This is a genomic window from Sphingobium lactosutens (genome assembly GCF_013393185.1).
Lineage (GTDB): Bacteria > Pseudomonadota > Alphaproteobacteria > Sphingomonadales > Sphingomonadaceae > Sphingobium > Sphingobium lactosutens_A.
On record NZ_QJQX01000029.1, the window covers coordinates 65715 to 91628 of the forward strand.

Annotated in this window: 28 protein-coding genes and 1 tRNA gene; 16 read left to right on the forward strand and 13 right to left on the reverse strand. The window is 65.7% G+C overall.

The window, feature by feature from the left end:
* Nucleotides 1-33 precede the first annotated feature (33 nt).
* Nucleotides 34-1560 carry a hypothetical protein gene (locus DM806_RS03600; protein ID WP_256869083.1) on the forward strand — a complete coding sequence of 509 codons (1527 nt, stop codon included), beginning with the start codon at nucleotides 34-36 and terminating at the stop codon, nucleotides 1558-1560.
* Here DM806_RS03600 and DM806_RS03605 read toward each other — a convergent pair.
* Nucleotides 1481-1684 carry a DUF1289 domain-containing protein gene (locus tag DM806_RS03605; RefSeq protein ID WP_179041871.1) on the reverse strand — a complete coding sequence of 68 codons (204 nt, stop codon included), beginning with the start codon at nucleotides 1682-1684 and terminating at the stop codon, nucleotides 1481-1483. The two genes, DM806_RS03600 and DM806_RS03605, sit on opposite strands and share 80 nt — an antisense overlap.
* A 178-nt stretch (nucleotides 1685-1862) precedes the next feature.
* On the opposite strand from DM806_RS03605, the gene DM806_RS03610 reads away from it, so the two are divergent.
* The 3 genes from DM806_RS03610 to DM806_RS03620 are packed head-to-tail and all read left to right on the forward strand — an operon-like array spanning nucleotide 1863 to nucleotide 4113.
* On the forward strand, nucleotides 1863-2375 hold the full coding sequence (locus DM806_RS03610; protein WP_179041872.1) for a YfiR family protein: 513 nt from the start codon (nucleotides 1863-1865) through the stop codon (nucleotides 2373-2375).
* Between the two features lie 3 nt (nucleotides 2376-2378).
* Nucleotides 2379-3605 (forward strand): diguanylate cyclase domain-containing protein, encoded by a 1227-nt coding sequence (locus DM806_RS03615; protein ID WP_218647344.1) that lies wholly within the window; start codon nucleotides 2379-2381, stop codon nucleotides 3603-3605.
* A gap of 16 nt (nucleotides 3606-3621) precedes the next feature.
* On the forward strand, nucleotides 3622-4113 hold the full coding sequence (locus DM806_RS03620; protein WP_179041873.1) for an OmpA family protein: 492 nt from the start codon (nucleotides 3622-3624) through the stop codon (nucleotides 4111-4113).
* 3 nt (nucleotides 4114-4116) lie between these two features.
* Here DM806_RS03620 and DM806_RS03625 read toward each other — a convergent pair whose 3' ends face one another.
* Both DM806_RS03625 and DM806_RS03630 read right to left on the reverse strand, forming a co-directional pair.
* Entirely contained in the window at nucleotides 4117-6288 is a 2172-nt protein-coding gene (locus DM806_RS03625; protein WP_179041874.1) for a primosomal protein N', read from the reverse strand.
* A 182-nt stretch (nucleotides 6289-6470) separates the two neighbouring features.
* Complete coding sequence (locus DM806_RS03630) at nucleotides 6471-7124, reverse strand: DUF2490 domain-containing protein (RefSeq protein WP_179041875.1); 654 nt, start codon at nucleotides 7122-7124, stop codon at nucleotides 6471-6473.
* 233 nt (nucleotides 7125-7357) lie between these two features.
* On the opposite strand from DM806_RS03630, the gene fsa reads away from it, so the two are divergent.
* Together fsa and DM806_RS03640 are read left to right on the forward strand one after the other, a co-directional pair.
* Complete coding sequence (gene fsa / locus DM806_RS03635; protein WP_179041876.1) at nucleotides 7358-8011, forward strand: fructose-6-phosphate aldolase; 654 nt, start codon at nucleotides 7358-7360, stop codon at nucleotides 8009-8011.
* A 116-nt stretch (nucleotides 8012-8127) separates the two neighbouring features.
* Complete coding sequence (locus DM806_RS03640; protein ID WP_179041877.1) at nucleotides 8128-8463, forward strand: antibiotic biosynthesis monooxygenase family protein; 336 nt, start codon at nucleotides 8128-8130, stop codon at nucleotides 8461-8463.
* Nucleotides 8464-8569: 106 nt separating this feature from the next.
* Here the strand turns inward: DM806_RS03640 and DM806_RS03645 are convergent.
* A tRNA-Arg gene (locus DM806_RS03645) sits at nucleotides 8570-8646 on the reverse strand.
* An 84-nt stretch (nucleotides 8647-8730) separates the two neighbouring features.
* Here DM806_RS03645 and DM806_RS03650 point away from each other — a divergent pair.
* Nucleotides 8731-9450 carry a queuosine precursor transporter gene (locus tag DM806_RS03650; RefSeq protein WP_179041959.1) on the forward strand — a complete coding sequence of 240 codons (720 nt, stop codon included), beginning with the start codon at nucleotides 8731-8733 and terminating at the stop codon, nucleotides 9448-9450.
* Nucleotides 9451-9512: 62 nt separating this feature from the next.
* Nucleotides 9513-10481, forward strand: a complete 969-nt coding sequence (locus DM806_RS03655; RefSeq protein WP_179041878.1) for a GGDEF domain-containing protein — start codon at nucleotides 9513-9515, stop codon at nucleotides 10479-10481.
* Nucleotides 10482-10486: 5 nt separating this feature from the next.
* Here DM806_RS03655 and truA read toward each other — a convergent pair whose 3' ends face one another.
* Nucleotides 10487-11230 (reverse strand): tRNA pseudouridine(38-40) synthase TruA, encoded by a 744-nt coding sequence (gene truA, locus DM806_RS03660; RefSeq protein ID WP_179041879.1) that lies wholly within the window; start codon nucleotides 11228-11230, stop codon nucleotides 10487-10489.
* Nucleotides 11231-11248: 18 nt separating this feature from the next.
* A complete protein-coding gene (gene fmt / locus DM806_RS03665) occupies nucleotides 11249-12157 on the reverse strand; it encodes a methionyl-tRNA formyltransferase (RefSeq protein ID WP_179041880.1) in 909 nt (302 codons plus the stop codon).
* A gap of 53 nt (nucleotides 12158-12210) precedes the next feature.
* On the opposite strand from fmt, the gene recR reads away from it, so the two are divergent.
* From recR to DM806_RS03680, 3 genes are all read left to right on the forward strand, one after another.
* Nucleotides 12211-12807, forward strand: coding sequence for a recombination mediator RecR (gene recR / locus DM806_RS03670; RefSeq protein ID WP_179041881.1), 597 nt, complete (start codon nucleotides 12211-12213; stop codon nucleotides 12805-12807).
* 91 nt (nucleotides 12808-12898) lie between these two features.
* Nucleotides 12899-13429 (forward strand): peptide deformylase, encoded by a 531-nt coding sequence (gene def / locus DM806_RS03675; protein WP_179041882.1) that lies wholly within the window; start codon nucleotides 12899-12901, stop codon nucleotides 13427-13429.
* A gap of 142 nt (nucleotides 13430-13571) precedes the next feature.
* Nucleotides 13572-14513 carry a hypothetical protein gene (locus DM806_RS03680; protein ID WP_179041883.1) on the forward strand — a complete coding sequence of 314 codons (942 nt, stop codon included), beginning with the start codon at nucleotides 13572-13574 and terminating at the stop codon, nucleotides 14511-14513.
* A 36-nt stretch (nucleotides 14514-14549) separates the two neighbouring features.
* Here DM806_RS03680 and phoB read toward each other — a convergent pair whose 3' ends face one another.
* The 7 genes from phoB to DM806_RS03715 form a co-directional block, all read right to left on the reverse strand.
* Nucleotides 14550-15251, reverse strand: coding sequence for a phosphate regulon transcriptional regulator PhoB (gene phoB, locus DM806_RS03685; protein ID WP_179041884.1), 702 nt, complete (start codon nucleotides 15249-15251; stop codon nucleotides 14550-14552).
* A 3-nt stretch (nucleotides 15252-15254) separates the two neighbouring features.
* Complete coding sequence (phoU, locus tag DM806_RS03690; protein WP_179041885.1) at nucleotides 15255-15950, reverse strand: phosphate signaling complex protein PhoU; 696 nt, start codon at nucleotides 15948-15950, stop codon at nucleotides 15255-15257.
* Nucleotides 15951-15967: 17 nt separating this feature from the next.
* The gene (gene pstB / locus DM806_RS03695) at nucleotides 15968-16756 is read right to left on the reverse strand and encodes a phosphate ABC transporter ATP-binding protein PstB (protein WP_179041886.1); all 789 of its coding nucleotides are present in this window, start codon (nucleotides 16754-16756) and stop codon (nucleotides 15968-15970) included.
* Between the two features lie 8 nt (nucleotides 16757-16764).
* The gene (gene pstA / locus DM806_RS03700) at nucleotides 16765-18012 is read right to left on the reverse strand and encodes a phosphate ABC transporter permease PstA (RefSeq protein WP_179041887.1); all 1248 of its coding nucleotides are present in this window, start codon (nucleotides 18010-18012) and stop codon (nucleotides 16765-16767) included.
* 38 nt (nucleotides 18013-18050) lie between these two features.
* The gene (gene pstC / locus DM806_RS03705; protein WP_179041888.1) at nucleotides 18051-19445 is read right to left on the reverse strand and encodes a phosphate ABC transporter permease subunit PstC; all 1395 of its coding nucleotides are present in this window, start codon (nucleotides 19443-19445) and stop codon (nucleotides 18051-18053) included.
* Nucleotides 19446-19452: 7 nt separating this feature from the next.
* A complete protein-coding gene (locus DM806_RS03710; RefSeq protein WP_179041960.1) occupies nucleotides 19453-20517 on the reverse strand; it encodes a substrate-binding domain-containing protein in 1065 nt (354 codons plus the stop codon).
* 89 nt (nucleotides 20518-20606) lie between these two features.
* Complete coding sequence (locus tag DM806_RS03715) at nucleotides 20607-21893, reverse strand: sensor histidine kinase (RefSeq protein WP_179041889.1); 1287 nt, start codon at nucleotides 21891-21893, stop codon at nucleotides 20607-20609.
* 133 nt (nucleotides 21894-22026) lie between these two features.
* On the opposite strand from DM806_RS03715, the gene DM806_RS03720 reads away from it, so the two are divergent.
* The 5 genes from DM806_RS03720 (at nucleotide 22027) to DM806_RS03740 (ending at nucleotide 25908) form a co-directional block, all read left to right on the forward strand.
* A complete protein-coding gene (locus DM806_RS03720; RefSeq protein WP_179041961.1) occupies nucleotides 22027-22431 on the forward strand; it encodes a hypothetical protein in 405 nt (134 codons plus the stop codon).
* A gap of 121 nt (nucleotides 22432-22552) precedes the next feature.
* Nucleotides 22553-23713 carry a glycosyltransferase gene (locus DM806_RS03725; RefSeq protein WP_179041890.1) on the forward strand — a complete coding sequence of 387 codons (1161 nt, stop codon included), beginning with the start codon at nucleotides 22553-22555 and terminating at the stop codon, nucleotides 23711-23713.
* 61 nt (nucleotides 23714-23774) lie between these two features.
* Complete coding sequence (locus tag DM806_RS03730; protein ID WP_179041891.1) at nucleotides 23775-24062, forward strand: HPr-rel-A system PqqD family peptide chaperone; 288 nt, start codon at nucleotides 23775-23777, stop codon at nucleotides 24060-24062.
* Nucleotides 24059-24922 carry an HprK-related kinase A gene (locus DM806_RS03735; protein ID WP_179041892.1) on the forward strand — a complete coding sequence of 288 codons (864 nt, stop codon included), beginning with the start codon at nucleotides 24059-24061 and terminating at the stop codon, nucleotides 24920-24922. The genes DM806_RS03730 and DM806_RS03735 overlap by 4 nt, the downstream gene beginning before the upstream one ends.
* Nucleotides 24919-25908 carry a nucleotidyltransferase domain-containing protein gene (locus DM806_RS03740; RefSeq protein ID WP_179041893.1) on the forward strand — a complete coding sequence of 330 codons (990 nt, stop codon included), beginning with the start codon at nucleotides 24919-24921 and terminating at the stop codon, nucleotides 25906-25908. The genes DM806_RS03735 and DM806_RS03740 overlap by 4 nt, the downstream gene beginning before the upstream one ends.
* The last annotated feature ends 6 nt before the right edge of the window (nucleotides 25909-25914 follow it).

The window sequence follows — 25914 nt, forward strand, 5'->3', positions numbered from 1 at the left end:
GGTCAGAACGGTCCGGGGTCTATGGGGGACAAGATGCGATTCTGGATGAAGGCGCTGGCCGGGCTGGGTCTGGCTGTCACGGGCATGGGCATGAGCATGGGAACGGCGCAGGCGGCCTGGTATCAGGCGCAGACGCGCCATTTCACCGTCTATAGCGAAGGCAATGACGCGAAACTGCGCAGCTTCGCCGAGCGGCTGGAGAAGTTCGACTATCTGCTGCGCGTCGTGACCCATGTCACCGACCCGGAGCGCGGCAGTCCGGTCAAGGTCTATCTCCTGTCGAGCGAATCCAAGGTGAAGGCGCTTGCCCGCAATCCCAATGTCGCGGGCTTCTACACCACGTCGGACAGGACCGCCTTTGCCGTCCTGTCGCGCGAGGCCAAGGCCAGCCAGTTCGATTTCGGGGCGGAGGAAATCCTTTTCCACGAATATACCCATCATTTCATGCTGCATCATTTCCCGGCAGCCTATCCCGCCTGGTATGTGGAGGGATTTGCCGAATTCTTCTCGGTGGTGAAATTCCCGAAGGATGGGTCGATCGAGTTCGGCCATGTGCCCATGGCCCGCGCGCCGGGACTGGTGCTGGGGTCGCCCTATCCGGTGAAAAATCTCTTTGCGCGCGACACGGACGGCCTCAGCCTGCGCGACGGCGACCGCTATTATGGCACCGCCTGGCTGTTGACCCATTATTTCCAGTACAAGCCCGATCGCCGCACGGAAATCGCCCGCTATCTGAAGGACGTGGCCAATGGCGTGAAGGATATCCAGCCCGACAGCTATTTTGCGGGTGGCCTCGCCGGACTGGAAAAGGATCTCAAAATCTATTTGCGTCACCGCCTGACGGCCTCGGTGCTGACGCCCAAGGAGTTAAAGATCGACGCGATCATCGTCAGCCCGGTCGATCCGGCGCAGGGCGCGCTGATCGAGGACGAACTGCGGTTGATCAACCATCCCAAAACCGAGGAACTGCCCGGCATCGCGACCGCGATCCGCCGCATCGCCGCCCAATATCCCGCCAGCGCCCACGCCCTTGCCCTGCTTGCCGAGGCCGAATGGGCTGCCGAGCAGAAGGATGCCGCGCTGGCCGATGCCGACCGGGCGATCGCGATCGACCCGAAATCCTCCCGCGCCTATGCGGTGCGGGCCGAGGCGTTGCTGGAAAAGGCGCAGGACAGCGACAGCGACGCAGACTGGAAGGCGGCGCTCACCTCCATCGTCCGCGCCAACCGTGCCGATACCGAAGACCCGGTGCCGCTGGCGCTCTTCTACCGCTATCATGCCATGCGTGGCGGCAAGATGCCCGATCTTGGCTATGACGGCCTCTACAAGGCCTTTACCCTGTTGCCGCAAAGCCCCGACTATCGCTTCAACCTGTCCCATGCGATGGCGGCAAAGGGGGAATATAGGATGGCGTCGGTCCTGCTCGATCCCATCGCCTATTCGCCGCACGGGTCGGACATGCGTGAGGCGGCGCTGAAGCTCAAGGCGGCATTCGACGCGCAGGCGGCGGAAAAGGAGACGAGCGCGGCGAAGGCTGGAAGTCGCGCACCCGCGCTATGACGGTGGCGCGCACGGCATCGGTCAGTTCACGCCAATGGACGATCTCGCCGATCGTCCGGCCGCACCCCGTGCAATATTCGCCCTCCCGGTCGAGCGCGCAAAGGTTGCGGCAGGGACTGTCCATCCGCCCTTTCTAGCCTTTCCCGGCCGACCGGTCAGCCGCAAAAGACAGCGGGCGGGACGAAAGCGATGCCTGCGTAACGATTTCTGCTGTATTTTACGGACGGTTAATTATAACGGCCCGATGCCTTGGGGCGAGGGAAGCGGCGTCGGTCTTGCGTTGGTTTTTATTCTGGTTGCTGATGGCAATGCCCGTAGCGGCTCCGGCAGGGCCGCTGGTTCAGCCTGCCATGCTGCCGCTCGGCCCCGGTTCGGATTCGCTGGCGGTCGGTACGTCCCGGATGGTGGGCGCGATCCTCGAATATACGCGCTGGCCTGCTCCGCGTCCCATTGTCCGCCTTTGCGTCGTGGGACAGGCGCGCCATGCTGGCCGCTTGTCCGACATCCACCTGTCCAATGGTGCGGCACTGCAATTGTCGACGCTGGATGGACAGCAGGATGGTCCGCCGGAACAATGCGACGCGCTCTATCTTGGCAGCCTCGCCGTAACGCCGATGCAACGGATGGTCGCCGGCGCCCGCGGCCAGCCCGTGCTGACGATCGCCGAGGATGACCCCGATTGCCGCAGCGGCGCGATGGTATGCCTGCTGTATCGGCCGAAAATCCTGTCCTTCCAGCTCAGCATCGATGCGGTGTCGCGATCAACAGTGCGGATCGATCCGCGCGTGCTGCGCCTGTCGAAAGGAGGCTATTGAGCCATGACGGCGTCCTCCCAGCCCGCCATGCCGACGCTCCGCCAGGTGCTCGCCCGCGTCCATATGCGTCTCATCCTCTGCGCCGTGCTGATGGCCGGCGTGACGTTGATGGTGACGGGCGTGCTGGTCATCCGCGGCTATGCCGACCGCAATCTCGCCCTGATTGCCCGGACCGTGGCCTATACGGTCGAACCGGCGCTGGTGTTCGATGACATGGACGCCGCCCGGCGCGGCATGGCGGCGGTGGCTGCGTCCGAAAGCGTCCACCGCGTCGATGTGCGCGACGGCCGGGGCCGGCTGCTGGTGGAGTGGCGCCGCCCCAGTGCCGGCGTGATGACGGTGATCGAGCGAGGCATTGCCGAACTGGTCGCGCCGTCACCGGCCCGTGCGGACGTGCGGCGCGGCAGCATCCTGGTCGCGCAGGTCCGGGTCTATGGTGGCGCGGACGGGCTGGGGCGCTTCATTCTTTCCGGCGTGGCGACCGCTCTGGCCTGCCTCGTCCTCACGCTGCTGGCCACATGGACGCTGGCGCGCCGGTTGCAGCGCGACGTGACCGAACCGCTCGCCCATATTGCGGAGGTCGCCCATGCGGTCCGCGCCGACCGCCAGTTCGACCGGCGCGTGCCCACGTCGGACATTCACGAAGTCGACCAGCTGGGACGGGACTTCAATGCGCTGATGGACGAACTGCGCGACTGGCACCGGGGGGTGGTGTCGCATAACCGCATGCTGGAGCGGCAGGCGACGCGCGACACGCTGACGGGCCTTGGCAACCGGGCGATGTTCGAGCAGGCATTGCCCGCCACCATCGCGCAGGCGGACAGGGATCGGACGCCCTTCGCGGTGTTCTATATCGACGTCAACCGCTTCAAGCAGGTCAACGACACCCATGGCCATGATGCCGGCGATGCCCTGCTGATCGTCATCGCCGCGCGGTTGCGCGCAGTGCTGCGGCCGGACGATCAGGCCTTCCGCCTGGGCGGCGACGAATTCGCCCTGGTCCTGGCGCCCGGCATCGCGCCGGCCGAACTCGACGCGATCAAGGCCCAGATCGCCGAAAGCATGGAGCAGCCGATCATGGTGCCCAGCGGCGAGAGCATCGACGCCTCGCTCAGCATCGGCAGCGCGCGCTACCCTGACGACAGTGCGGATGCGCGCGACCTGCTGCGCCATGCCGATGCCGCCATGTATGCGGCCAAGGCGGGCCGCGCCGCCATCCAGCACCGATGACGTGATGGGGATCAAGATGCGTTACCCTTGCCTTCTGCCTGCCATTTTCGCCCTGGCCGCCTGCCAGACGGTGCAGCCGGTGCGTCCGGCCGGTTTCACGCCGCAGCAGGTGACGACGCTCCGGCAGCAGGGCTTCGAACCGGCAGGGGAGGACTGGCAGTTCGGCATGGCCGACCGGCTGCTTTTCGCCACCGATGAAAGCATCTTGATCCCGGCGCAGAAGGCCGCGATCGGCCGCATTTCAGGCGCGCTGGTGGCGGTCGACATTCATGGCGCACGGGTCGAAGGCCATACCGATTCGACCGGATCGGCCAGCTATAACGAAGCGCTGTCGATGCGGCGTGCGCAGGCGGTGAGCGACGCGCTTGTTTCGGGCGGCATGGCGCGGCCGGCGATGCGGGTCGTGGGCATGGGCGCTCGCGTACCGATCGAAAGCAACCGTTCGGCGGACGGGCGGCGCGAAAACCGCCGGGTGGTCATCATCGTCTCACCGGCGGACGCATCCTGACCGTCACATGAAGCTATAGGGGTCGACGTCCACCGCCACGCGCGTCCCCGACTTCCAGGCGAGGTTGCCCAGCCATTCGCGGATCGCGCCCTGAATATCCACCTGCCGCGTGGCGTGGATCAGCAGCCGGTGCCGGTGTCGCCCGCGCAGCACGGCGAGCGGCGCAGGGGCCGGGCCATAGACCCGCATCCCCTCGATCAGCGGCGCCGACTTGCCGATCAGCCGCGCGGTCTGCACCGCCTCGTCGGCATTCTCGGACGAAATGATGATCGCGGCGAAGCGGCCGAAGGGCGGGGCGTTGGCGCGCCGCCTGTTCTCCGTCTCCACCCAGTAGAAACGCTCGGTATCGCCGTCGATCAGCGCCTTGATGACCTCGCTGCCCGGCATCCGCGTCTGGATGAAGACCTTGCCCGGCTTCTCCCCCCGTCCCGCGCGCCCCGCCACCTGCACGATCTGCTGGAATGTCCGTTCGGCTGCGCGCAGGTCGCCGCCCTCCAGCCCCAGATCTGCGTCGATCACGCCGACCAGCGTCAGGTTGGGGAAATGATAGCCCTTGGTGATGAGCTGGGTGCCGACGATGATGTCGATATCGCCTCCCTCCACGGACTTCACGAACTCGGCGGCGCGGGCGGGGGAACTCAGCGTATCGGACGTCGCGATGGCGGTGCGCGCCTGCGGCCAGAGCGCCTTTACCTCGTCCGCGATCCGTTCGACGCCGGGGCCGCAGGCGACCAGGCTATCCTCCTCCTTGCACTCCGGGCAGCGGCGCGGGGCGGGGATGACATGGCCGCAATGATGGCAGGCGAGCCGGTGCGTCAGCCGATGTTCGACCATCCAGGCGGTGCAATTGGGGCACTGGAACCGATAGCCGCAATGGCGGCACAAGGTCAGCGGCGCATAGCCGCGCCGGTTGAGGAAGAGTAGGCTCTGCTCGCCCTTTTCCATATTCTCGTCGATCGCCTTGACCAGCGGCGGCGCGATCCAGCGGCCGCGCTCCGGCGGATCGGTCAGCAGGTTGATGCCCTCGATCGCCGGCATCTCCGCCCCGCCAAAGCGCGAGGGCAGCTTGATTTCGGCATAGCGGCCCAGTTCCACCTGATGCCGCGTCTCGATCGCCGGGGTCGCCGACGCCAGCACGACCGGGAATTTTTCCATGAGGCCGCGCATCACCGCCACGTCGCGGGCGTGATAATGGACGCCTTCCTCCTGCTTGAAGCTCGCTTCATGCGCTTCGTCCACGACGATCAGGCCAAGGTTGGGATAGGGCAGGAACAGGGCCGAGCGCGCGCCGACGACGACCTGCGCCTGCCCGCTGGCGATGGCGCGCCAGGCCCGCCGCCGCTCGGTCTGGCGCAGGCCGCTGTGCCAGTTGACCGGCACCGTCCCGAACCTCTTCTCGAACCGCTCGAGGAAAGGTTCGGTCAGCGCGATTTCGGGCAGCAGCACCAGGGTCTGCCGGTCGGCGCGGATGGCGGCGGCGATCGCTTCGAAATAGACTTCGGTCTTGCCCGATCCGGTGACGCCGTCGAGCAGGAAGGGCGCGAAGTCATGCGCGCGCACCGCGTCCGCCATGATCGTCGCCGCGTCCCGTTGCGCCTCGGACAGGGCGGGCGGGGCATGGTCGGGATCGGGCATGGGGAAGGGCGTGTCGACGCTCACCTCCACCGCCTCGAATATATCCTGCTTGATGAGGCCGCGGATCACCGCGTCGCTGACCCCGCCGATCATGGCCAGCTCGCGGATCAGCCCCTGCCGCTCGCCGATCCGTTCGAGCGCCTGGGCGCGCTGCTCGGTCATCCGGTCGGGCGCCGCGCCGGTCGCCCGATATTCGATCACCGTCCGCGCGCCCTCCAGCGCCGCCATCGACGACAGCGCCATGCGCAGCACCGCGGCGGGCGGGCTGAGATAATAGTCCGCCGTCCATTCGATCAGCCGGCGCAGCGGTTCGGGCAGGGGCGGGGCGTCGATCACTTCCAGCAGGTTGCGCAGCCGGTTGTCGCCCACCGTTTCGATATCGGGGAAGCTGTTTTCCTCCCACACCACGCCGATCAGCTGGCGCGGCCCCAGCGGCGCGACGACGATGCTGCCCGGTTCCACGCGCATTCCATGGGGCACGCGATAATCGAGCGGACCGAGGGCGGCATTGAGGATCAGGACACGGGCGCGCGAAGACATGGCCTCTGTCCTTAAAGCGCTGGACGCGCGGCGCAATGCTGTCTCGCCTGGATCGAGATGACCTCACGACCTCCGTTCGTTTCGAGCGTAGTCGAGAAACGAGGCAGAGCTGAGGCCGGCGAAGCTGAACGCATGTGTTGCGCTATTCGCTTCTCGACTCGCTCGAAGCGAACGGGTCTGTTCTACAGCCGCCAGCTGAGGGTGAGCCAGGGAATATGCGATACGACATCGGGTCGCCCTTCGCGGAAATTCTGCTGCCGCATATAGAGCAGCTGCGCGTCCACCGCCCTGGCGATCGGATGGCGGATGCCGATCTGGTGCCGCATCATCGCCAGCCCCGTCCTGTCGCCCGGTCGCGCGCGGTTGAGGTGGAAGAAGAATTCGCCCGCTGCGATCAGCGTCCATTGCTTCGCCCGGTCGACTGGCACCGACGCCTGCACCCGCTGCCGCAACCGCCAGCTTGCCTCACTGGCATTGTCGAAAAAGCGCTGCTCGACCCGGGTGCGGCTGAGCCACAGACCCCTAGTCAGCGTTAGCTGCTGATACAGCCGCATTTCCTGATCGACCTCGCTGTTCAGATAGGCGACGCCGCCGCCCAGTTGCACGGCGGGCGTCATTCGATGGTCGATGCCGATACGGGCCAGAAACTGTTCGCCGCCGCTCCTGCCGTCGGATCGGGCGCGCTGGCTCGAATCGATCGAGACGAGATTGTCCTGATCTGCGCGGATCGTGACATGCTCGGTCATCCAGGCCTGGCTTTCCTCGGTCGCTGCCCAGGCCGCAGATGTGCCGCCCATGGCGAAGGATATCGTCAGCAGACGGGCGGCGCGGTTCATGCTTGGTCCTTTGGAAAGGTGCCTGCGGCTTAATCGCGATGACGGTGCGGCGCAATTGTCAGTGCCGAAGATGGCGAATCCGCTCGTGAGCTCGGATTTTTATTTTGTCGCCTTTTCCGAGTCAGCAGGTGGATGGCTTCGCCGAACTTCGTTTGCCTTCGGCGAACTCCGTTTCCACCTGCTTGGAAAACGCTTTAAAGGGGCGCGATTCGCTTATCCCCGGAGTCCGTTCCATGAAATTCTTCGTCGACACCGCCGACACTGCCGAAATCCGCGATCTGGCCGCCACCGGCCTGCTGGACGGCGTCACCACCAACCCGTCGCTGATCCACAAGTCGGGCCGCAAGTTCCTGGAAGTGGTGGAGGAAATCTGCGGTATCGTCGACGGCCCGGTTTCCGCCGAAGTGGTCGCACTCGACCATGAGACGATGATGAAGGAAGCCGAAGTGCTGCGGAAGATCGCGGACAATGTATGCATCAAGGTGCCGCTGACCATCGACGGCCTCAAGACCTGCAAGGCGCTGACCGATGACGGCACGCTGGTCAACGTGACTCTTTGCTTTTCGGCCAACCAGGCGCTGCTCGCCGCCAAGGCCGGCGCCAGCTTCATCTCGCCCTTCGTCGGCCGTCATGACGACAATGGCTTTGACGGCATGGCGCTGATCGGCGACATCCGTCTGATCTACGACAATTATGGTTTCGACACCGAAATCCTGGTCGCCAGCGTCCGGCATCCGATCCATGTGCTGGAAAGCGCCCGCATCGGCGCGGACGTGATGACCGCGCCGCCCGCGGTCATCAAGATGCTGTCCAAGCATGTGCTGACCGACAAGGGCCTTGAAGGCTTCGCGGCCGACTGGGCCAAGACCGGCCAGAGCATTCTCTGATGTAGCGGCGCCAGCCCACTCCCTCATCCGAGTGGGCTGGTGCGACCCTCTACGGAGACGCCACTGGAACCGTCGCCCGATCCGGCTCATTCTCTTGCTGCAGGAGGAGAATGCCGATGTTCGTCGCAGTCTATTGGTGGCGGGTCCATCCCGGCAAAGAAGAACAGTTTCGCGCGGCCTGGCGGCGTGGCACCGACCTGATTCGGGAAAAATATGGCAGCTATGGCTCCCGCCTCCATCGCGACGCGGACGGCCGTTTCGTCGGCTATGCCGAATGGCCCGACGAGGCGACATGGCGCGCGGCGTTCGACCGGAAGATGGTCTATGACGATCCCGAAACCCGAGCCGCCTTCGTCGACGCCATCGCCGAAGTGCCGACCGATGCCGACCCGATCTTCACCATGACCGTGACCGACGATCTTCTGGTGCGGTGCACGCAAAGACAGGACTGAACGATGCGCGATCCCGACAAGCCCGACTTCGGCTTCCTCTGGTTCTCGCTGCTGCTCACGATCGTCGGCCTGCTTTATATGCTGTTATATGGCTGAGGCAGGAACGTGGCGACCCCGGCAGGATTCGAACCTGCGACCATTCGCTTAGAAGGCGAATGCTCTATCCAACTGAGCTACGGGGCCGTGCGCCTGCCGCGATAGCGGGCGACCGACCCGCTTGCAACAGGGGCGCTTGCAATCATGCGGCCGCACGATAAGCATGTCGCCATGCACGAGGGGGCGGTTCACAAGGTCGATGCCGGGGCGCTGGGCACGCGTCCGCTGCGCTATTTCGACTTCTTCATGGCGGCGTTCGTCGCGATATTGCTGCTGTCGAACCTGATCGGTGCGGCCAAGCTCTCCTCGCTCGGTGGATTCACTTTCGGTGCCGGCATCCTCTTCTTTCCACTTGGCTATGTGCTGGGCGACGTGCTCACCGAAGTCTATGGTTATGCCCGCGCGCGCCGCTGCGTCTGGGCGGGTTTCGCCGCGATGCTGTTCATGGCGCTGATGAGCTGGGTCGTGGTCGCCCTGCCGCCTGCCGAGGGCTGGCCCGACCAGAAGGCTTATGAGGCGGTGTTCGGCAGTACCTGGCGCATCGTCTTCGCGTCGCTCTGCGCTTTCTGGGCGGGTGAGCTGGCCAACAGTTTCGTCCTCGCCAAGATGAAGCTGCTGACCGACGGCAAGCATCTGTGGATGCGGACCATCGGCTCGACCGTGGTGGGGCAGGGGGTTGACAGCCTGCTCTTCTACCCGCTGGCCTTCTACGGCGACTGGACCAATGCGCAGGTGATGACGGTGATGATCACCAACTGGGGTATGAAGGTCTTCTGGGAATTTCTGCTCACCCCTGTCACCTATGCCGTGATCGGCTTCGTCAAGCGGCGCGAGGGGCTGGACATTTATGACGCCGGCACCAACTTCACGCCGTTCCGGACCAGCCTCTGAGAAATTGCGTCCGGTCGCGGCATGGTAAAACTCTGTTTACTCTTTACCTTCCATTAGGGGGCATGAGCAGGCAGTCGCACCGCCATTTTACCGAATCGCTGTTTCGCAAGGCTGCGTCCAAGCCCGCGACGTCCAATATCGTCGCCCTCGATTCCACCATGGCCGCCGCCCTGTCGCTGGCGCAGCGCCGGTTCGAGGCGACCTTCCTCCATGCCCCGATCGGCATCGCCCATGTCGGTCTCGACGGCGCCTTCCTGCTGGTCAATCCGCGCTTCTGCGCCATCAGCGGCTATGATGCCGACACGCTGATCCGCACCGGTTTCCAGCAGATCACCCACCCCGATGACCTCAACGCCGACGAAGCGCTGCTGGTCCGGCTCAATGCGGGCGAGATATCGCGCTATTCGATGGAAAAGCGCTACATCCGCGCGGATGGCACGGTCATCTGGATCAACCTGACCGTCGCGATGGTGCGGGACGAGGCGGACCAGCCCGAATTCTACGTCGCCGTGGTCGAGGATATGTCCGACCTGCGCCAGGCCAGTTTCGAGGCGGTGCATGATCCGCTGACCGGCCTGCTCAATCGTCGCGGCTTCGCCTGCCGGGCGCGGGACATGCTGGCCGACACGGCGCGCGCGGGACGCAGCGCCAGCCTGTTCTTCCTCGACCTCGACGGCTTCAAGCAATTGAACGACGGCCTGGGCCATGCCGCTGGCGACAGCTGCCTGGCCGATGTCGCGCAACTGCTGAAGGATCAGGTCCATCCCGGCGATATCGTTGCGCGCATCGGCGGCGACGAGTTTCTGCTGCTGATTTCCGAACGCGACGATCAGGCGTCTCCGGTCGTGGCGGAAGCGGTTCGGGAAAGCATCGCTGCCTATGGATCGGGCATCAGTTGCAGTCTGGGCCTCGTTACGGCCGTATCGCCCGATACGGCCGACCTTGACCGGCTGATCGCCTGCGCCGACGATGCGATGCGCGCGGCCAAGCGCGCCGGCAAAAACCGGGTCTGCAACGCCGCCTTCATCTGATGGGGTTATTCGGGGTAGGTCGCCGCAACGAAATACAGCCCGTCCGGTGGGGCGTTGAGGCCGAGCGCCGCACGATCCTTCGCCTCCAGCGCAGCGCGCAGATCGTCCGCGCTCCACCGCCCCATGCCGACCATGGCGAGGCATCCGACCATCGATCGCACCTGATGATGCAGGAAGGATCGCGCCGCCGCATGGATGGCGATCCGGTCGCCGTCGCGCTCCACGTCGAGCCGGTCGAGCGACTTGACCGGGCTTTCCGCCTGGCAATGGGCGGACCGGAAGGTGGTGAAGTCGTGCTTTCCGACCAGTATCTGGGCCGCCTCGTGCATCGCATCCGTATCCAGCGCCTGCACCACCCGCCATACCAGCCCATGTTCGAAGGTCAACGGCGCGCGGCGATTGACGATGCGATAGACATAGGACCGCCCGACGCAGGAAAAGCGCGCATGCCAGTCGTCGGCGACCGTCTCGCACGCCAGGATCGCGACCGGATCGGGCCGCATTTTCGCGTTCAGCGCTTCCATCAGGCGGAAGGGCGCGATGTCCTTCCCGATCTCGGCATGGGCGCGCATGGCGAGGCCATGGACCCCCGCGTCTGTGCGCCCGGCGGCATGGATCACCGCGCGCTCGCCGGTGACGGCGAAGATCGCATCCTCGATCGTCTGCTGCACGCTCGGCCCGTGCGCCTGCCGCTGCCAGCCCATGAAGGGACGCCCGTCAAATTCGACGGTGAAGGCGAAGCGTGTCATCGCTGCCCCTCGCTCTGATCAGCCATCCACCCGGCTCCCCACGGGCATATCGTAACCGCGCAGCAGTTCGCCGGGCGTCATCGCGCCCTTGCCCGCGCGCTGGATCAAGGTCGGGCGGATCGCGTCATGGCCGCAGCCGATCAGCAGGCTGTCGTCCAGAAATTCACCCGACGTTCCGCCATGATGTTCGACATGCGCCGCGAGGATGCGGAAGCGCTCGCCGCGATATTCGAAAAAGGCGCCGGGGAAGGGGTTGAAGGCGCGGACCTGCCGCTCGACCTGATGCGCATCCTTGGTGAAGTCGATGCGCGATTCCGCCTTGTCGATCTTGGCGGCATAGGTGACGCCTTCCTCCGGCTGAGCCATGGGCGGGTGGAGCGCGATATCGTCCAGCACCTCGACCATCAGCTCCGCGCCCGCCTGCGCCAGTTCGGCGGTCAGGTGGCCGGCGGTCTTGTCCTCGATCGGGGTGACATGCTTGGCGCGCATCGGCCCGGTGTCGAGGCCCGCCTCCATGTCCATGATCGTGACGCCGGTGACATTGTCGCCGGACAGGATCGCTCGCTGGATCGGCGCCGCCCCGCGCCAGCGCGGCAGCAGCGAGGCGTGGATGTTCATGCAGCCATGGCGCGGCGCGTCCAGCACGGCACGCGGCAGGATCAGCCCATAGGCGGCGACCACCGCGACATCGGCGTTCAGCGCAGCGAATTGCGCCTGCACCTCGGCATCCTTGAGCGATACGGGCGTGCGCACCGCGATCCCCAATTCCTCGGCGCGCTGATGCACGGGGGAGGGGCGCAAGGCCTTGCCGCGGCCGGCGGGGCGGGGCGGCTGGCTGTACACCGTAACGACGTCATGACGCGCCTTCACCAGCGCGTCGAGCGCGGGAACGGCGAAATCGGGGGTGCCCATATAGATGATACGCATGGCGGATGCTCAAACCCCTTGTCTCTCCCAGTTGCAACCCCTTATCTCACGATATGGCCTCACCCGAAATCGACGCATTGACCCAAGCCCTGTCTCGCCTGCCCGGCCTCGGCCCCCGATCGGCGCGGCGTGCGGTGCTGCATCTGCTGAAACGCCGCGAGGGCGCGCTGGAGCCGCTGCTGCGCGCGCTGGAGGCGGTGAACGATCGTCTCGTCACCTGCGCGACCTGCGGCAATGTCGACACGATCGATCCCTGCGGCATCTGCGCCGATCCGCGCCGCGATCCGCGCGCGCTCTGTGTGGTGGAGGATGTGCCGGATCTCTGGGCGCTCGACAAGTCGCGCCTCTTCCCCGGTCGCTTCCACGTGCTGGGCGGTCGGCTCTCTGCGCTGGAGGGCGTGCGTCCCGAAGATCTCACCATCGACGCACTGGTTGCGCGGGTGGAGCAGGGCGACATCGACGAGGTGGTGCTGGCCATGAACGCCACGCTGGAGGGGCAGACCACCGCCCATTATCTGGCCGAGCGGCTGGAGCGTTTTCCGATCCGCCTGACCCAGCTCGCCCATGGCGTGCCGGTCGGCGGCGAGCTGGACTATCTGGACGAAGGCACGCTGGCGCAGGCGCTGCGCGCGCGGCGGCCGATAGGGTAGGCGGTTCGCAAAGCCGCGCTGGAGAGGGCTGGGCGCGCTGCGGAACGGCGCCTCGCTTGATATTTCGCCCTGTTCCATCTATGTTCGGCACATGGCAATTCTTCCGATCCTTGAGGCGCCCGATCCGCGCCTGCGTACCATTTCGACCCCGGTCGAGGCGATCGACGACGATCTCCAGCGGCTGATCGACGACATGTTCGAAACCATGTACGACGCCCCGGGCATAGGCCTCGCCGCGATCCAGGTCGGCGTGCCGAAGCGCGTTCTGGTCATGGACCTCCAGGAACCCGAATCGGAAGAGGAAGGCGCGCCGCCGGTCAAGAAGCCGATGGTCTTCATCAATCCGCAGATCCTCAAGGGGTCCGACGAGCTGTCGGTCTATAATGAAGGCTGCCTGTCGGTCCCCGATCAGTTCGCCGAAGTGGAACGTCCCGCGCTGATCCGCGCCAGCTGGATGGACCGCGAAGGCCGTATCCACGAAGAACAGCTCGAAGGCCTGCTCGCCACCTGTCTCCAGCATGAGATGGATCATCTCGAAGGCATTCTCTTCATCGACCACCTCTCCCGCCTGAAGCGCGACATGCTGCTCAAGAAACTGAACAAGGCGCGCCGGGCGGCCTGACAGAGCTGACCGTGATGCCAAGGAAAAGGGTCCCGGCCGTGAGGTCCGGGGCTTTTCCTTGTCAAAAAGATTTGGGTCGAAAGCGAATTTTCATTCTTGTGTCTGATAGGGGACGTCTGTTCGACTGCCTTGGGGACATGCCATGAAAAAGCTGCTTCTGTCCGTCTGCCTTCTTGCGCTGTCTCCGTCCATTGCCGAGGCGGGCAAGCAGAAAACGTCGATCCGGATCAGCAAGAGCGTGCCCGAGATGGAAGCGACGGCGATCTGGCTGGCGCCTCGGGTTGAGACGTCCTCGGCAAGTGCAACCGTTGCTGCGGCTGACGACGCACTATTGTATAGCGAGAGTGTGACCTTCAAGCAGCTGGCAGGGACGATAGCGGCGCCCCTGTTAGTTCCCGGTGTGCCCCCGGTCACGGCGCCGGCGGGAACGATCTTTTCCGCATGGTTGGTGGGGGATCAGCGCCTGGCCTGCGCATCGGCGGGACAGGATAGCGCGCGACCCGACAAGGCGGCCTATCAGCTCTGCCTGATGTCGAGCGGCGGGCGGCAGATGGATAGGGCGAGCATACGCAAGTTGGGCGAGGGCATGGATCGTGCTATCGTGGCGCCGCTTCCAGAAGCCGTGACGCTCAAGGGCGAAGCTGGCGCGTCGTCGACGAGCGGCAGGTCGTGGCCTGCGGCGCATGTCTTCACCTATCGGCAGGATGGTGGGGTCGGCATCATCACCGAATATGGCGACCTGCTGCTATCGCCGGAAATCCAGTTCGAGCGCCGCCTGATCCTGCGGAAATCCACCCCCTCGGCCACGACCTTGCGTTGCGAGGAAAGTCGTCGCGACGATCTGTCCAGGACTTTGGCTGGACAGTCGCCGTCGAGCTACAAGGTCGCGGAAGCCAACGTTGATCTGGCTTCCGGGCCTGCTTCGGTCAGCCTGTGCGGCGGGCAGTTCGACATTGCCCGGAATGGCGACAGGCTGACGATGAACATGCGCGCTCCTTTTGCCCGCTGGTGGACATTCGATGCCGTTCGCGGGCAATTCCTCATCGATGGAGAGGCATTCGCCTATGGCGCCCAAGCGCGATGAGGTGAGGCATCGCGCTAGCCGACGGGGTAGAGGCCCTTATGCCATCCCCTCGGTATCCAGCGCATAGCCCGCCGACCGCACGGTACGGATGATGTCCTGATATTGGCCGTCCGCGTTGATCGCCTTGCGCAGTCGCCGGATATGGACGTCGACGGTGCGCAGTTCGATGTCGCTGTCCTGGCCCCACACGCTGTCGAGCAGCCGCTCGCGCGAGAAGACCCAGCCCGGATGCTCCAGGAAATGCTTGAGCAGGCGGAACTCGGTAGGGCCGAGCGGGATCACCTGGCCGCCGCGACGGACCTTGTGGCCGACCGTGTCCATCTCCACGTCCGCAAAGCTCAGCGTCTCGCCGGCCAGCGCCGGACGCACGCGGCGCAGCACCGCGCCCACGCGCGCCACCAGTTCGCGCGGGGAGAAGGGCTTGGTCACATAATCGTCCGCGCCGGTTTCGAGACCCCGGACGCGATCCTCTTCCTCACCGCGGGCGGTGAGCATGATGATCGGGATGTTCGCGGTGCCGTTCATGCGGCGCAGGCGGCGGCACACCTCGATCCCCGACAGGCTTTCGACCATCCAGTCGAGCAGCACGATGTCGGGCACATTTTCCTGCGCCATCAGCAAGGCTTCCTCGCCGTCGACCGTATGGGCGACCTCGAAATCCTCGCGCTTGAAATGCCAGATGAGCAGTTCGGCCAGCGCCGCGTCGTCCTCGACCAGCAGCATCTTCGCTCGCGCCATGGTTCAGTCCTCCGGCTGGATGTCGGCGCCGCGTTCGCGCTCGGGCAGGGTCTGGCCGGTCGCGGCATAATAGACCATCTCCGCGACATTGGTCGCATGGTCGCCGATCCGCTCGATATTCTTGGCGATGAACAGCAGATGCGCGCATTCGCTGATCGTCTTGGGATTTTCGACCATGAAGGTCACGAGCGTACGGAAGACGCTGTTGTAGAAATCGTCGACCACCGTGTCGCGCTCCACCACCGCCAGCGCCAGCTCGGCGTCGCGCGCGGCGAAGGCGTTGAGTGCGTCATGCACCATCTCGCCCGCGACCTGCCCCATGGACGGGAGGAGGGAGATAGGCTCCAGCGTATGCCGGTTGCTGGCGACCAGCGGCACGCGCTTGGCGATATTCTTGGCATAATCGCCGATGCGCTCGACCACGCTGACGATCTTGAGCGCGGCGATCACGTCGCGCAGGTCATTGGCCATGGGCGCCCGGAGCGCGATCACCTGGATCACCAGCTTCTCCACCTCCGCCTCGATCGCATCGATGCGCTTGTCGCCTTCCACCACTTCTGCGGCGAGTATCTTGTCCTGCCGCTGGAGGGCCAGCATCGCATTCTCGATCGCCGCTTCGGCGCGACCGCCCATTTCGGCGATCAGGCCGCGCAGCCGGTCGATTTCCTCGTCAAACGCCTTGATCGTATGTTCAGCCATGTCTGTCTCTCCCGCGATCAGCCGTAGCGACCGGTGATATAATCCTTGGTCCGTTCCTGCCGCGGATTGGTGAAGATGTCCGACGTCACGCCATATTCGACCAGTTCGCCCAGGTGGAAGAAGGCGGTCCGCTGCGACACGCGCGCGGCCTGTTGCATGTTGTGCGTGACGATCACGATCGCGTAGCGACCGCGCAGTTCGTGGATCAGTTCCTCGATCTTGGCGGTGGCGATCGGGTCGAGCGCCGAACAGGGTTCGTCCATCAGGATGACTTCCGGTTCCACCGCGATGGCGCGGCCGATGCACAGGCGCTGTTGCTGGCCGCCTGACAGGGCGGTGCCGCTGTCGTGCAACCGGTCCTTCACCTCGTCCCACAGGCCCGCGCGGCGCAGCGACTTTTCGACGATGACGTCCATGTCCGTCTTCGACGCGGCCAGCCCGTGGATGCGCGGGCCATAGGCGATATTTTCGTAGATCGACTTGGGGAAGGGATTGGGCTTCTGGAACACCATGCCCACGCGCGCGCGCAGCTGCACCACGTCCATCGAAGGCGCGTAGATATCCTCGCCGTCGAGCGTGATCTCGCCTTCGACCCGGGCGCTGGCGACCGTGTCGTTCATGCGGTTGAGAGTCCGCAGGAAGGTCGACTTGCCGCAGCCCGACGGGCCGATGAAGGCAGTGACATTGTCCATGTCGACGTCGATGGAGACGCCCTTGATCGCCTGCTTCTCGCCATAGAAAACTTTGACGTCACGGGCCGACATCTTCGGATTTTCGATGGTCAGGTTGGATTGTGCTTCTGTCATGGGGCTGATTACCACCGTGTTTCAAACTTGTTGCGCAGGTAGATGGCGAGGCCGTTCATCGCGAGCAGGAAGATCAGCAGGACGATGATCGCGGCGGATGTCTTTTCGACAAAGCCCTTGGAGACTTCGTCCGACCAGAGGAAGATCTGCACCGGCAGGACCGTCGCCGGATCGGTGATCCCGCCCGGCGGGGTGGCGATGAAGGCGCGCATGCCGATCATCAGCAGCGGCGCCGTCTCGCCCAGCGCGCGGGCCATGCCGATGATCGTGCCGGTCAGGATGCCGGGCAGGGCGAGCGGCAGCACATGCTGGAACACGACCTGCACGGGCGAAGCGCCGATGCCGAGCGCGGCGTCGCGGATGCTGGGCGGCACCGACTTGATCGCGTTGCGGCCGGCGATGACGATGACCGGCATGGTCATCAGCGCCAGCGTCATGCCGCCGATCAGCGCGGCCGATCGCGGCAGGTGCAGGAAGTTGAGGAAGATCGAGAGGCCGAGCAGGCCGAAGATGATCGACGGCACGGCGGCGAGGTTGTTGATCGACACTTCGATAATGTCGGTCCACCAGGCCTTGGGCGCATATTCCTCCAGATAAAGGGCGGTCGCCACGCCCACCGGGAAGCTCAGCACCAGCGTGACCAGCATGGTCAGCAGAGATCCCTTGAACGCACCCCAGATGCCGACCTGGGTCGGGTCGGTGCCGTCGCTGGCGGTCAGGAAATTCCAGTTGAACCCGGTCGACAGCACGCCCAACTGCTTCAGCCGCGCGACCTCGGCCTCGGCCTCCGGCGAACCCTTGCTCTTGGCGGCCAGGTCGATCGCGGTCGATGCGGGAACGCGGATCGTCTCGGTGCGGCCGAGGATCTTCGGATCGGCCTTGATCGCATCGCGGATGCTGATCCAAGCCGTCGGCGACAGCAGCACATCGGCGTCGCCGCCCAGCGCCTTCTTCGCGACCGCGCCCGTCACCATCGGCAGATTGGCCTGGCTCAGCGCCTCGTCGGTGATGGTGGCGGGATCGAGCAGCAGCGGCGAGGCCGGGAAATCGACCTTCAGCGCGATCTCGGTCCGGGTGAAGCCGCGCAGGCCGTTGCCCATCATGGTGACGAGCAGAAAGGCGAGGAAGGCGGCGGACAGCAGAACCGCGCCCATGCCCAGCAGGCGGAAACGGCGCTCGGCGGCATAGCGCCGGGCAATCCGCTTGCGCATGACGTCCGACTTCCAGTCGGTGGGCAGGCGGGTGGGACGGGACATAGGATACTCCGGGTCGGAGATGGCTTGCGACAGCAGGCTCATTCGTAAGCCTCGCGATATTTTTTCACGACCCGCAGGGCCACGATGTTGAGCAGCAGGGTGACGACGAACAGCACCAGGCCGAGCGCGAAGGCGGCCAGCGTCTTGGCGCTGTCGAACTCTTGGTCGCCGGTCAGCAACTGGACGATCTGGGTCGTCACGGTGGTCACGCTGGCAAAGGGGTTGAGGGTGAGGTTGGCGGCAAGGCCAGCCGCCATCACCACGATCATCGTCTCGCCGATGGCGCGGCTGACGGCCAGCAGCACGCCGCCGACGACGCCGGGCAGGGCGGCGGGGATGAGGACGCGGGTGATCGTCTCGCTGGTGGTCGCGCCCATGGCGAGGCTGCCGTCGCGCATCGACTGCGGTACGGCGGCGATGCTGTCGTCGGCCATCGAAGAGACGAAGGGAATGATCATCACGCCCATGACGAGGCCGGCGGCGAGCGCGCTTTCCGACGATGCGCCATGGATGCCGATCATCACCGCAAAGTCGCGCAGGGCAGGGGCGATGGTCAGGGCGGCGAAATAGCCATAGACCACGGTGGGCACGCCCGCGAGCATCTCCAGCGTCGGCTTCATCCACTTGCGGACCGTGGGAGTCGCATATTGGGTGAGATAGATCGCGCTCATCAGGCCGAGCGGGATGGCGACGATCATGGCGATGATCGCGCCGATGAAGATCGTGCCCCAGAAGAGGGGGACCGCGCCGAACGCATCGTCATTGCCATAGCCCATGGCGGCCGACTGCGGCGACCATTTCAGGCCAAAGAGGAAGTCGAGCGGGTTGACCATCGAGAAGAAGCGGAAGCTTTCCCACAGCAGCGACGCGACGATGCCGAGCGTTGTGACGATCGCCAGCAGCGATGCGACCAGCAGGGTGGTCATCACCAGTCGCTCGACCCGCGTGCGCGCCCGGAAGTCGGGACGGATGCGGGTGAAGGCATAGGCGCCGCCGGCAAAGGCCAGGATCAGCGCCAGCGCCGCACCGGCCACGCCATAGGTGCTCGTCGCCTGCGCATAGGGTTCGACCAGCGCCTGCGAAGCCGGGTTGAAGGCGCCGGTCTGCAATCCGGTCGCGATCGCCCGTGCTTCGCCCAATATGGCGGAGCGGGAGAAGGCGTCGGCGGGCAGGCTTTGCGCCGCCGGATCGGCAAGCACGGCCTGCGTCACCAGTCCCGGCGACACATTGGCCCACACGGCCAGGAAGATGCCCGCGGGGATCAACGTCCACAGCGCGACATACCAGCCATGATAGCCGGGCAGCGAGTGGACGGCGTCGCGCCGCCCGGTTTCGCGCGCGGCGGTCTGCAACCGCAGCGCGCGAGCACGGGCGCTGACCCAGGCGATGGCGCCCAGGCCCGCGAGCAGCAAGAGGATGGCAGGTCCAGTCATGTCGCCCTTACTTCAGCTGCGAACCGTCGAGGACGGTCAGCGCCTTCACCGTTTCGGCGCTCTTCTTGCGCACATCTTCCGGCGCCGCGACCATGCCGCGCTTGGTCAGCGCGCCGTCGGGATTCCAGTTGGCGGCGAAGGTGTTGAGGAAGTTCTGAAGGCCGGGGATGGCCGTCATATGCGCCTTCTTCACATAGATGTAGAGTGGACGGGCGCCCGGATACTGGCCGGTCGACACGGTTTCATAGGTCGCCTCGACGCCGTCGATCGGCACGTCCTTCAGCGTGTCCTTATTTTCCTCAAGGAAGCTGTAGCCGAAGACGCCGACCGCATTGGGGTTCGCGCCCAGCTTCTGGACGATCAGATTGTCATTCTCGCCCGAGTCGACATATTTGCCGTCTTCGCGGACGCGGGTGCAGGTCGCCTTATACTCGTCCTCATTCTTTTCCTTGAGCGCCTTCATCGCCTCGTCGCTCTGGCAGCCCTTTTCCAGGATCAGTTCGGCGAGCGAGTCGCGGGTGCCGCTGGTGGATGGCGGGCCGAAGACAGAGATGGCGATTGCGGGCAGGCTGGGGTCCACATCCTTCCAGGTCTGGGCCTTGTTCGGACCCTTGCCATAGGGATTGGCGGCGAGCGCCTCATAGACGATCTTGGGGGTCAGCTTCAGGCCCGGACCCTGCTTCGATTCGGCGAAGGCGAGGCCATCGACGCCGACCTGCACTTCGATGATGTCCTTCACGCCATTGGCCTGGCACTGGTCGAACTCGGCCTTCTTCATCCGGCGCGAGGCATCGGCTATATCGGGATGCTGGGCGCCCACGCCCGCGCAGAACAGCTTCATGCCGCCGCCCGTGCCGGTCGATTCGACGATCGGCGACTTCATGCCGGCATTGCCCTGCACGAACAGTTCGGCGACGGCGGTCGCGAACGGATAGACGGTGGAGGAGCCGACCGCGCGGATCTGGTCGCGGGTGGCGCCGGCGCCGCCGGACTGGTCGCCGCAGGCGGCAAGGCTGAAAACACTCGCGGTCGTGGCGGCGAGCAGGGCGAACTTCTTCACGGGAACCTCCATCATCAGGGCCGCGAGTCGCATGTCGCCACCCCCTTGGAGAGCGCCCTAGTCGCGGACCATCGCGCCTTTGTGACAGTCAGGTTTCATTTTCATGACACCGTGTCCGAAAGCGCCGATGGACGTCTTTTTTCGTCAAATTTTCCTTGGGTTTCTTCCAGCGGCGGTGGAAGCAGGACGGTAATCGTCGTGCCCTTGCCCAAAGTGCTGGCGATGTCGAAGCGGCCGCGATGCCGTTCGACGATATGCTTGACGATGGCCAGGCCAAGGCCCGTGCCGCCCATCGCCCGGCTGCGCCCCGAATCGACGCGATAGAAGCGCTCGGTCAGGCGGGGGAGGTGGTCCGGGCCGATCCCTTCGCCCTCGTCGGCGACGATCAGCCGGGTCATGCCGCTCGGCCCCTCGTTCAGCGTGACGCGAATCGGCGTGCCCGGGCGGCCATATTTGACCGAATTGCCGATCAGATTGTGCAGCAGCTGCGACAGCTGCGCCCGGTCGCCCTGCACCACGGGCAGTTGCGGCGTAATCTCCATCTCCACCTCGCGCCCACGATCGCCATGGCTGGAGCGGAACACGCCGACCACCTCGGCCGCCAGTTCGGACAGGTCGACGCGTGCGTCGGGCAGGCGATATTTTTCTGATTCGATCCGGCTGAGCGAAATCAGGTCGTCGATCAGCCGCTGCATTCGCCGCGCCTCGCCATCCATGATCTTCAGGAAGCGCTGGCGGGTTTCGGTGTCCTTGCCCAGTTCCGGGTCGGCCAGCGTCTCGATAAAACCCAATATGCCCGCCAACGGCGTGCGCAGCTCATGGCTGGCATTGGCGACGAAATCGACGCGCATCCTCTCGGCCGCATGGGTGCCGCTATGATCGACCAGATGGACGAGGCGGCGCATGTCGCGCACCGCGCCGACCGGCGCCACGCGCATCTGCCAGCGCTGGTCGCGGGTGCCCAGGCCCACCAGTTCGATCATGATCGGCTCGGCCAACGGGGCCAGGCTGGCCAGACGTTCGGCAGCGGCAGGGTGGCGGATCGCGATGCGGGCATCTTCGCCCTCGATATGCGCGCCCAGCAATCGCTGCGCGGCGAGGTTTGCGCGCGCGATCCGGCCCTTTTCCACCAGCATCAGCGGATCGGAAATCCCTTCCAGCAGGCTCGCGAAGTCGGGATGGGCGGTGAGGTCGGGCTGGTCCAGCGTCACCGTCGGCGCGGTCGGGCGCAGGCCCGCATCGCCCGATGTGATGATCAGGACGATGACGCCCGCCAGCACCGGCAAGGCGATGCTGACCGGGTTGCCGCCCAGCATCAATGCGCCGCCGGTGCCCAGCATCAGCATGGCGAGGGAAGCGGTAATCTGCGAAATGCTCAGTCGATTCATGTTTACCGTGCTGGATTTGTCGCGCATTTGCTGCGATGTCTTGCCGCAATAGCGTGCAATCTTTACGCTTTGGCAAGCGTGAGATGCGAAACAGGAAAAGATGACCAAAGCGACGCCCGATCAGGACGGCCCCATGCCGCAGGACGCCCCCGCGCCGGAAAAGGCGGCGGATGGGCTGGTCGCATCGCGTCGTCAGTTGCTGATGGGCGGCGCGGTCGCCGCCTCGGCGATCGTCTCGATCCGCCCTGCGCTCGCCAATACCGCCGCCTCGGTGCTCAATTGCACCATCCCCGTGCCGGATCAGGCGCGCGCGGGCAATTATGTCGCGCCCAATGGCCAGCTCGTGCCGTCCAGCACGCCCGGCGCCTTTCCCGGCGGGCGCAGCTATACCGGGCAACAGGTGAAGCAGGCGCTGCGCGGCGGCCGCCTGCCGGGCACCGGCTATGAGCAGAACCAGGCCTATCTGAACTATATCCGACGGCTCCAGCAGGGGACGAGCGGCTTCACCTGCTATGCCTCGCTCCAGATGCCGCGTTGATCCGGCCGGTTTTCGCGACGACTTTCTCGCATATTCGGCCCAAGGAGTAGAACCCGATACGGCTTGTCCGCGTTGATGCCGTCGAACCTGCAACGGTTCGCATCAACGGCAGACAGGGTATATGGGTCATCAGTTCGCGTCACCGGCGCCCGGTCTTTCGGTAGCGGTCTATCTCTATCAGCCCGGCGATGGCGGCCTTGATCGCGTCGCCATCCTGCTCGCCAACCATCTGCTCAGCCGCGGGGTGGCGGTGGAATTGTGGATGACCCGGATCGACGGGAAGAATGCGCATCTGATCGACCCCGATCTTGTCGTCCGGCGCGTGCCCGCGCCCGGCGGCGAGCGCCGCCTGTCGATGATCGGGCAGTTTCCGGCACTCCACGCCATGGTCCGCCGTCACCGCCCGGACATTCTCTACTCGGCCGGCAACCAGAGCAACATGCTGGCCGCGCTCGCCTGCCTTGGCACCAGGACGCAGGCGGTGGCGCGCATTTCCAACCCGATCGTCCGGCCCACCCAGCCGGCGCTCAGTGCCTGGGCGCGGCTCAAGCGGTTTCGCGCGATCACCCGTCTGTCGGCGCTGACCATCGTCATGGGCGAGCATGATCGGGCCTTGCTGACCGACAGTGGCGACGTGCGCCTGCTACCGCGCCCGACGGTGACGCCGGCGATGGAGCGCGCCCGCGCAACGCGTGGCACGCGCGATCCGCTTGCGCCCATCCGGTTGCTGATGGCCGGACGTCTCGCGCCGCAGAAGGATCAGGCGACTGCGCTCGCCGCGCTGGCGCTGCTGCCGCATCTCGACTGGCGGCTGACGATCGCGGGATGCGGACCGCTGCGCGACAGGCTGGAGCGGCAGGCTCGTACTCTGGGCATTGCCGACCGGGTCGATTTCCTCGGCTATGTGGGCGATCCCGACCGGATCGCGGCGCTGATGGGCGAGGCGGACCTGCTGCTCCAGCCGTCGCGCTGGGAAGGGCTTTGCGCCACCTTGATCGAGGCGCTGGCCTGCGGCGCGGGCGTGGTCGCGACCGACTGCACGCCCAATATCGGGCCGATCCTGGCGGCGGCGGGCCAGCATCGCGCCGTGCCGGTCGGCGACGCCGCTGCCTTCGCCCGCGCGATCGAGCGGGCGCTGGCGCGTCCCGCGACGCCCGCCCTGATGACACACGCCGTCCGTGACCATGGCGTGACCTCGGCGCTCGACGCCTATCTGCGCGCCTTCGCCTCGGTCGCGCGGCAGCCGGAACGATCGCCGATACCGTCGCCTGCCTTCCCATGATGCGTTAGGCACTTGGCTACTCTCCCGCGCTAGAAGAGGGTGAGCAGCAGGAGTGCCGGCAGTGGGAATAACGGGCTATTATCGTCTCGATGCACGCGATGCGACGCACGCTTGCCTGCTCGACGACCTTGTTCTCCTCTATCATCCGCGTTCGGGCCAGACCCATATGGTGATCAGCCCGGTGCCGGAAATCCTCGATCAGATGTGCATAGACGAACGGGTCAGCGCCGCCGACCTGCATGACCGGCTCGCGCAGCGCTTCGACCTTGGCCCGCGCGCGGCGGCGCTGCCGGAAATCGCGGCGCATCTCGACGCGCTGGTGGCGCTCGGTCTGGTGCGCCCGGCATGAGGCACGACCTGACCCTGCGCATCGGCCCGGCGACCTTCCGCATCGGATCGGCATGGGCTGGACCGATCGACCAGCTCGCCCGCCTCTATGCCGCCTATCCGCAGGTGGAGGGCGCGATCGCCGACTTCACCGTCCGGCTCCAGCCGACCAGCCTTGCGCGGCGCTGGGTGCGGCCGTCCATCTTCATCACCGGCGACCATGGCCTGGCCGACGCCGCGCCGATGAGCCTGTCGCACGGGCTGCTTGCCGCCGAAATGGGCATGAACCTCCAGATGGCGCTCGGCTGGCGGCGGCATCTGCTGCTCCATGCGTCGAGCGTCGAGAAGGATGGCCGGGTGCTGGTGATGACCGGCGAATCCGGGTCGGGCAAATCGACGCTCGCGGCCCTGCTGGGCGAGCGAGGCTGGCGCTTCATGGGCGACGAATTCGCCCTGCTCGACCTCGACAGCGGTGCGATCCTGCCCTTCCCCCGCCTCGTATCGCTCAAGAATCGCGCGATCGACGTGGTCGAGGATGCGGTGGGCGACGTGCGCATGGGACCGATGCTGCGCGCCACGGCCAAGGGGGATATCCGCCACATGGTGCCGCGCGCCGACGCCGTCGCCCGCATGGACGAAGGCGGAAAGCCGGCCCTGCTGCTCTTCCCGCGCTTCGGCCCCGACACGGATATACGCGCGGTAGGGCAGGGTGAAATCTTCATGCGCCTGACGCAGGCCTCGACCAATTATGTGGCGCTGGGCGAGCCGGGCTTCGCCGCGCTGACCCGCTTCGTGCAGTCCGTTCCCGCGCGGGCGATCGACTTCCCCTCGGGCGAGGCGGCGTTCGAGATGGTCGACCGGCTCTGGGGAGAAGTGGCATGAGCGCCGCCCTGCTGGTCGACACGCTGCGCGATCCCGCCAGCGTCGGGGGGCTGGATGCGACCGGCTGGAACCATCTGATCGCGGCGGCGCGCGCCGAACGGCTGATCGGCACGCTGGCGCATCGTCTGGCGGGCATCGCCGTGCCGTCGCCCGTCACCCCGATCCTGGCCGATGCCGTGCGCGACGCCGACCGGGAAGCCCGACAGGCGCTGTGGGAAGCCGATCGCTGCGTCGATGCGCTGCGCGGCACCGGCGTGCCGACCATATTGCTCAAGGGCACGGCCTATGTCGCGGCGGGGCTGCGCGCGGGGCAGGGGCGCTTCATCGGCGATCTCGACATTCTCGTGCCGCGCGACGCCATGCCGGTGGCGGAAAAGGCGATGATGGCGGCGGGCTGGGAATGGGTGAAGCCCGATCCCTATGACGACGCCTATTATCGCCAGTGGATGCACGAGCTGCCCCCGCTCATCCATCGCGAGCGGGACCGGATGATCGACGTCCATCATACCGTGCTGCCGCTGACCGCTCGCCAGACGCCCGATGCCGCCGCGATGATCGCCGACGCCGTTCAAATAACCGATGGATTATATATCCTCTCGCCAGAAGACCGGATCATCCATTCGGCTGCGCATATGCTGGCTGACGGCGATTTGCAGGGCGGCCTGCGCAACCTGTGGGACATTTATTGTCTGCTGCCCGATGTGGACCCGGCGGCCCTGGAGGCGCGTGCGACCCGGCACGGTCTGTTGCTCCATGTCCGGCAAGCGCAGCGGCTGGCCGCCGCGATCTATGGCGATGGGGCGCGGCTTACCCTTTGGGACCGGCTGGTGCGGGCGCGGCTGCTTGCCCGCAATGGCTGGGGGCAGGAGGTGCGCAAGCTTCTGGTCTTCGGCTTCTATGTCCGCTCGCACTGGCTGCGCATGCCGCCGATGATGCTGGCGCGCCACCTCTGGACCAAGTGGCGCAAGGGGCATCGGCCGCAATAACGCCTT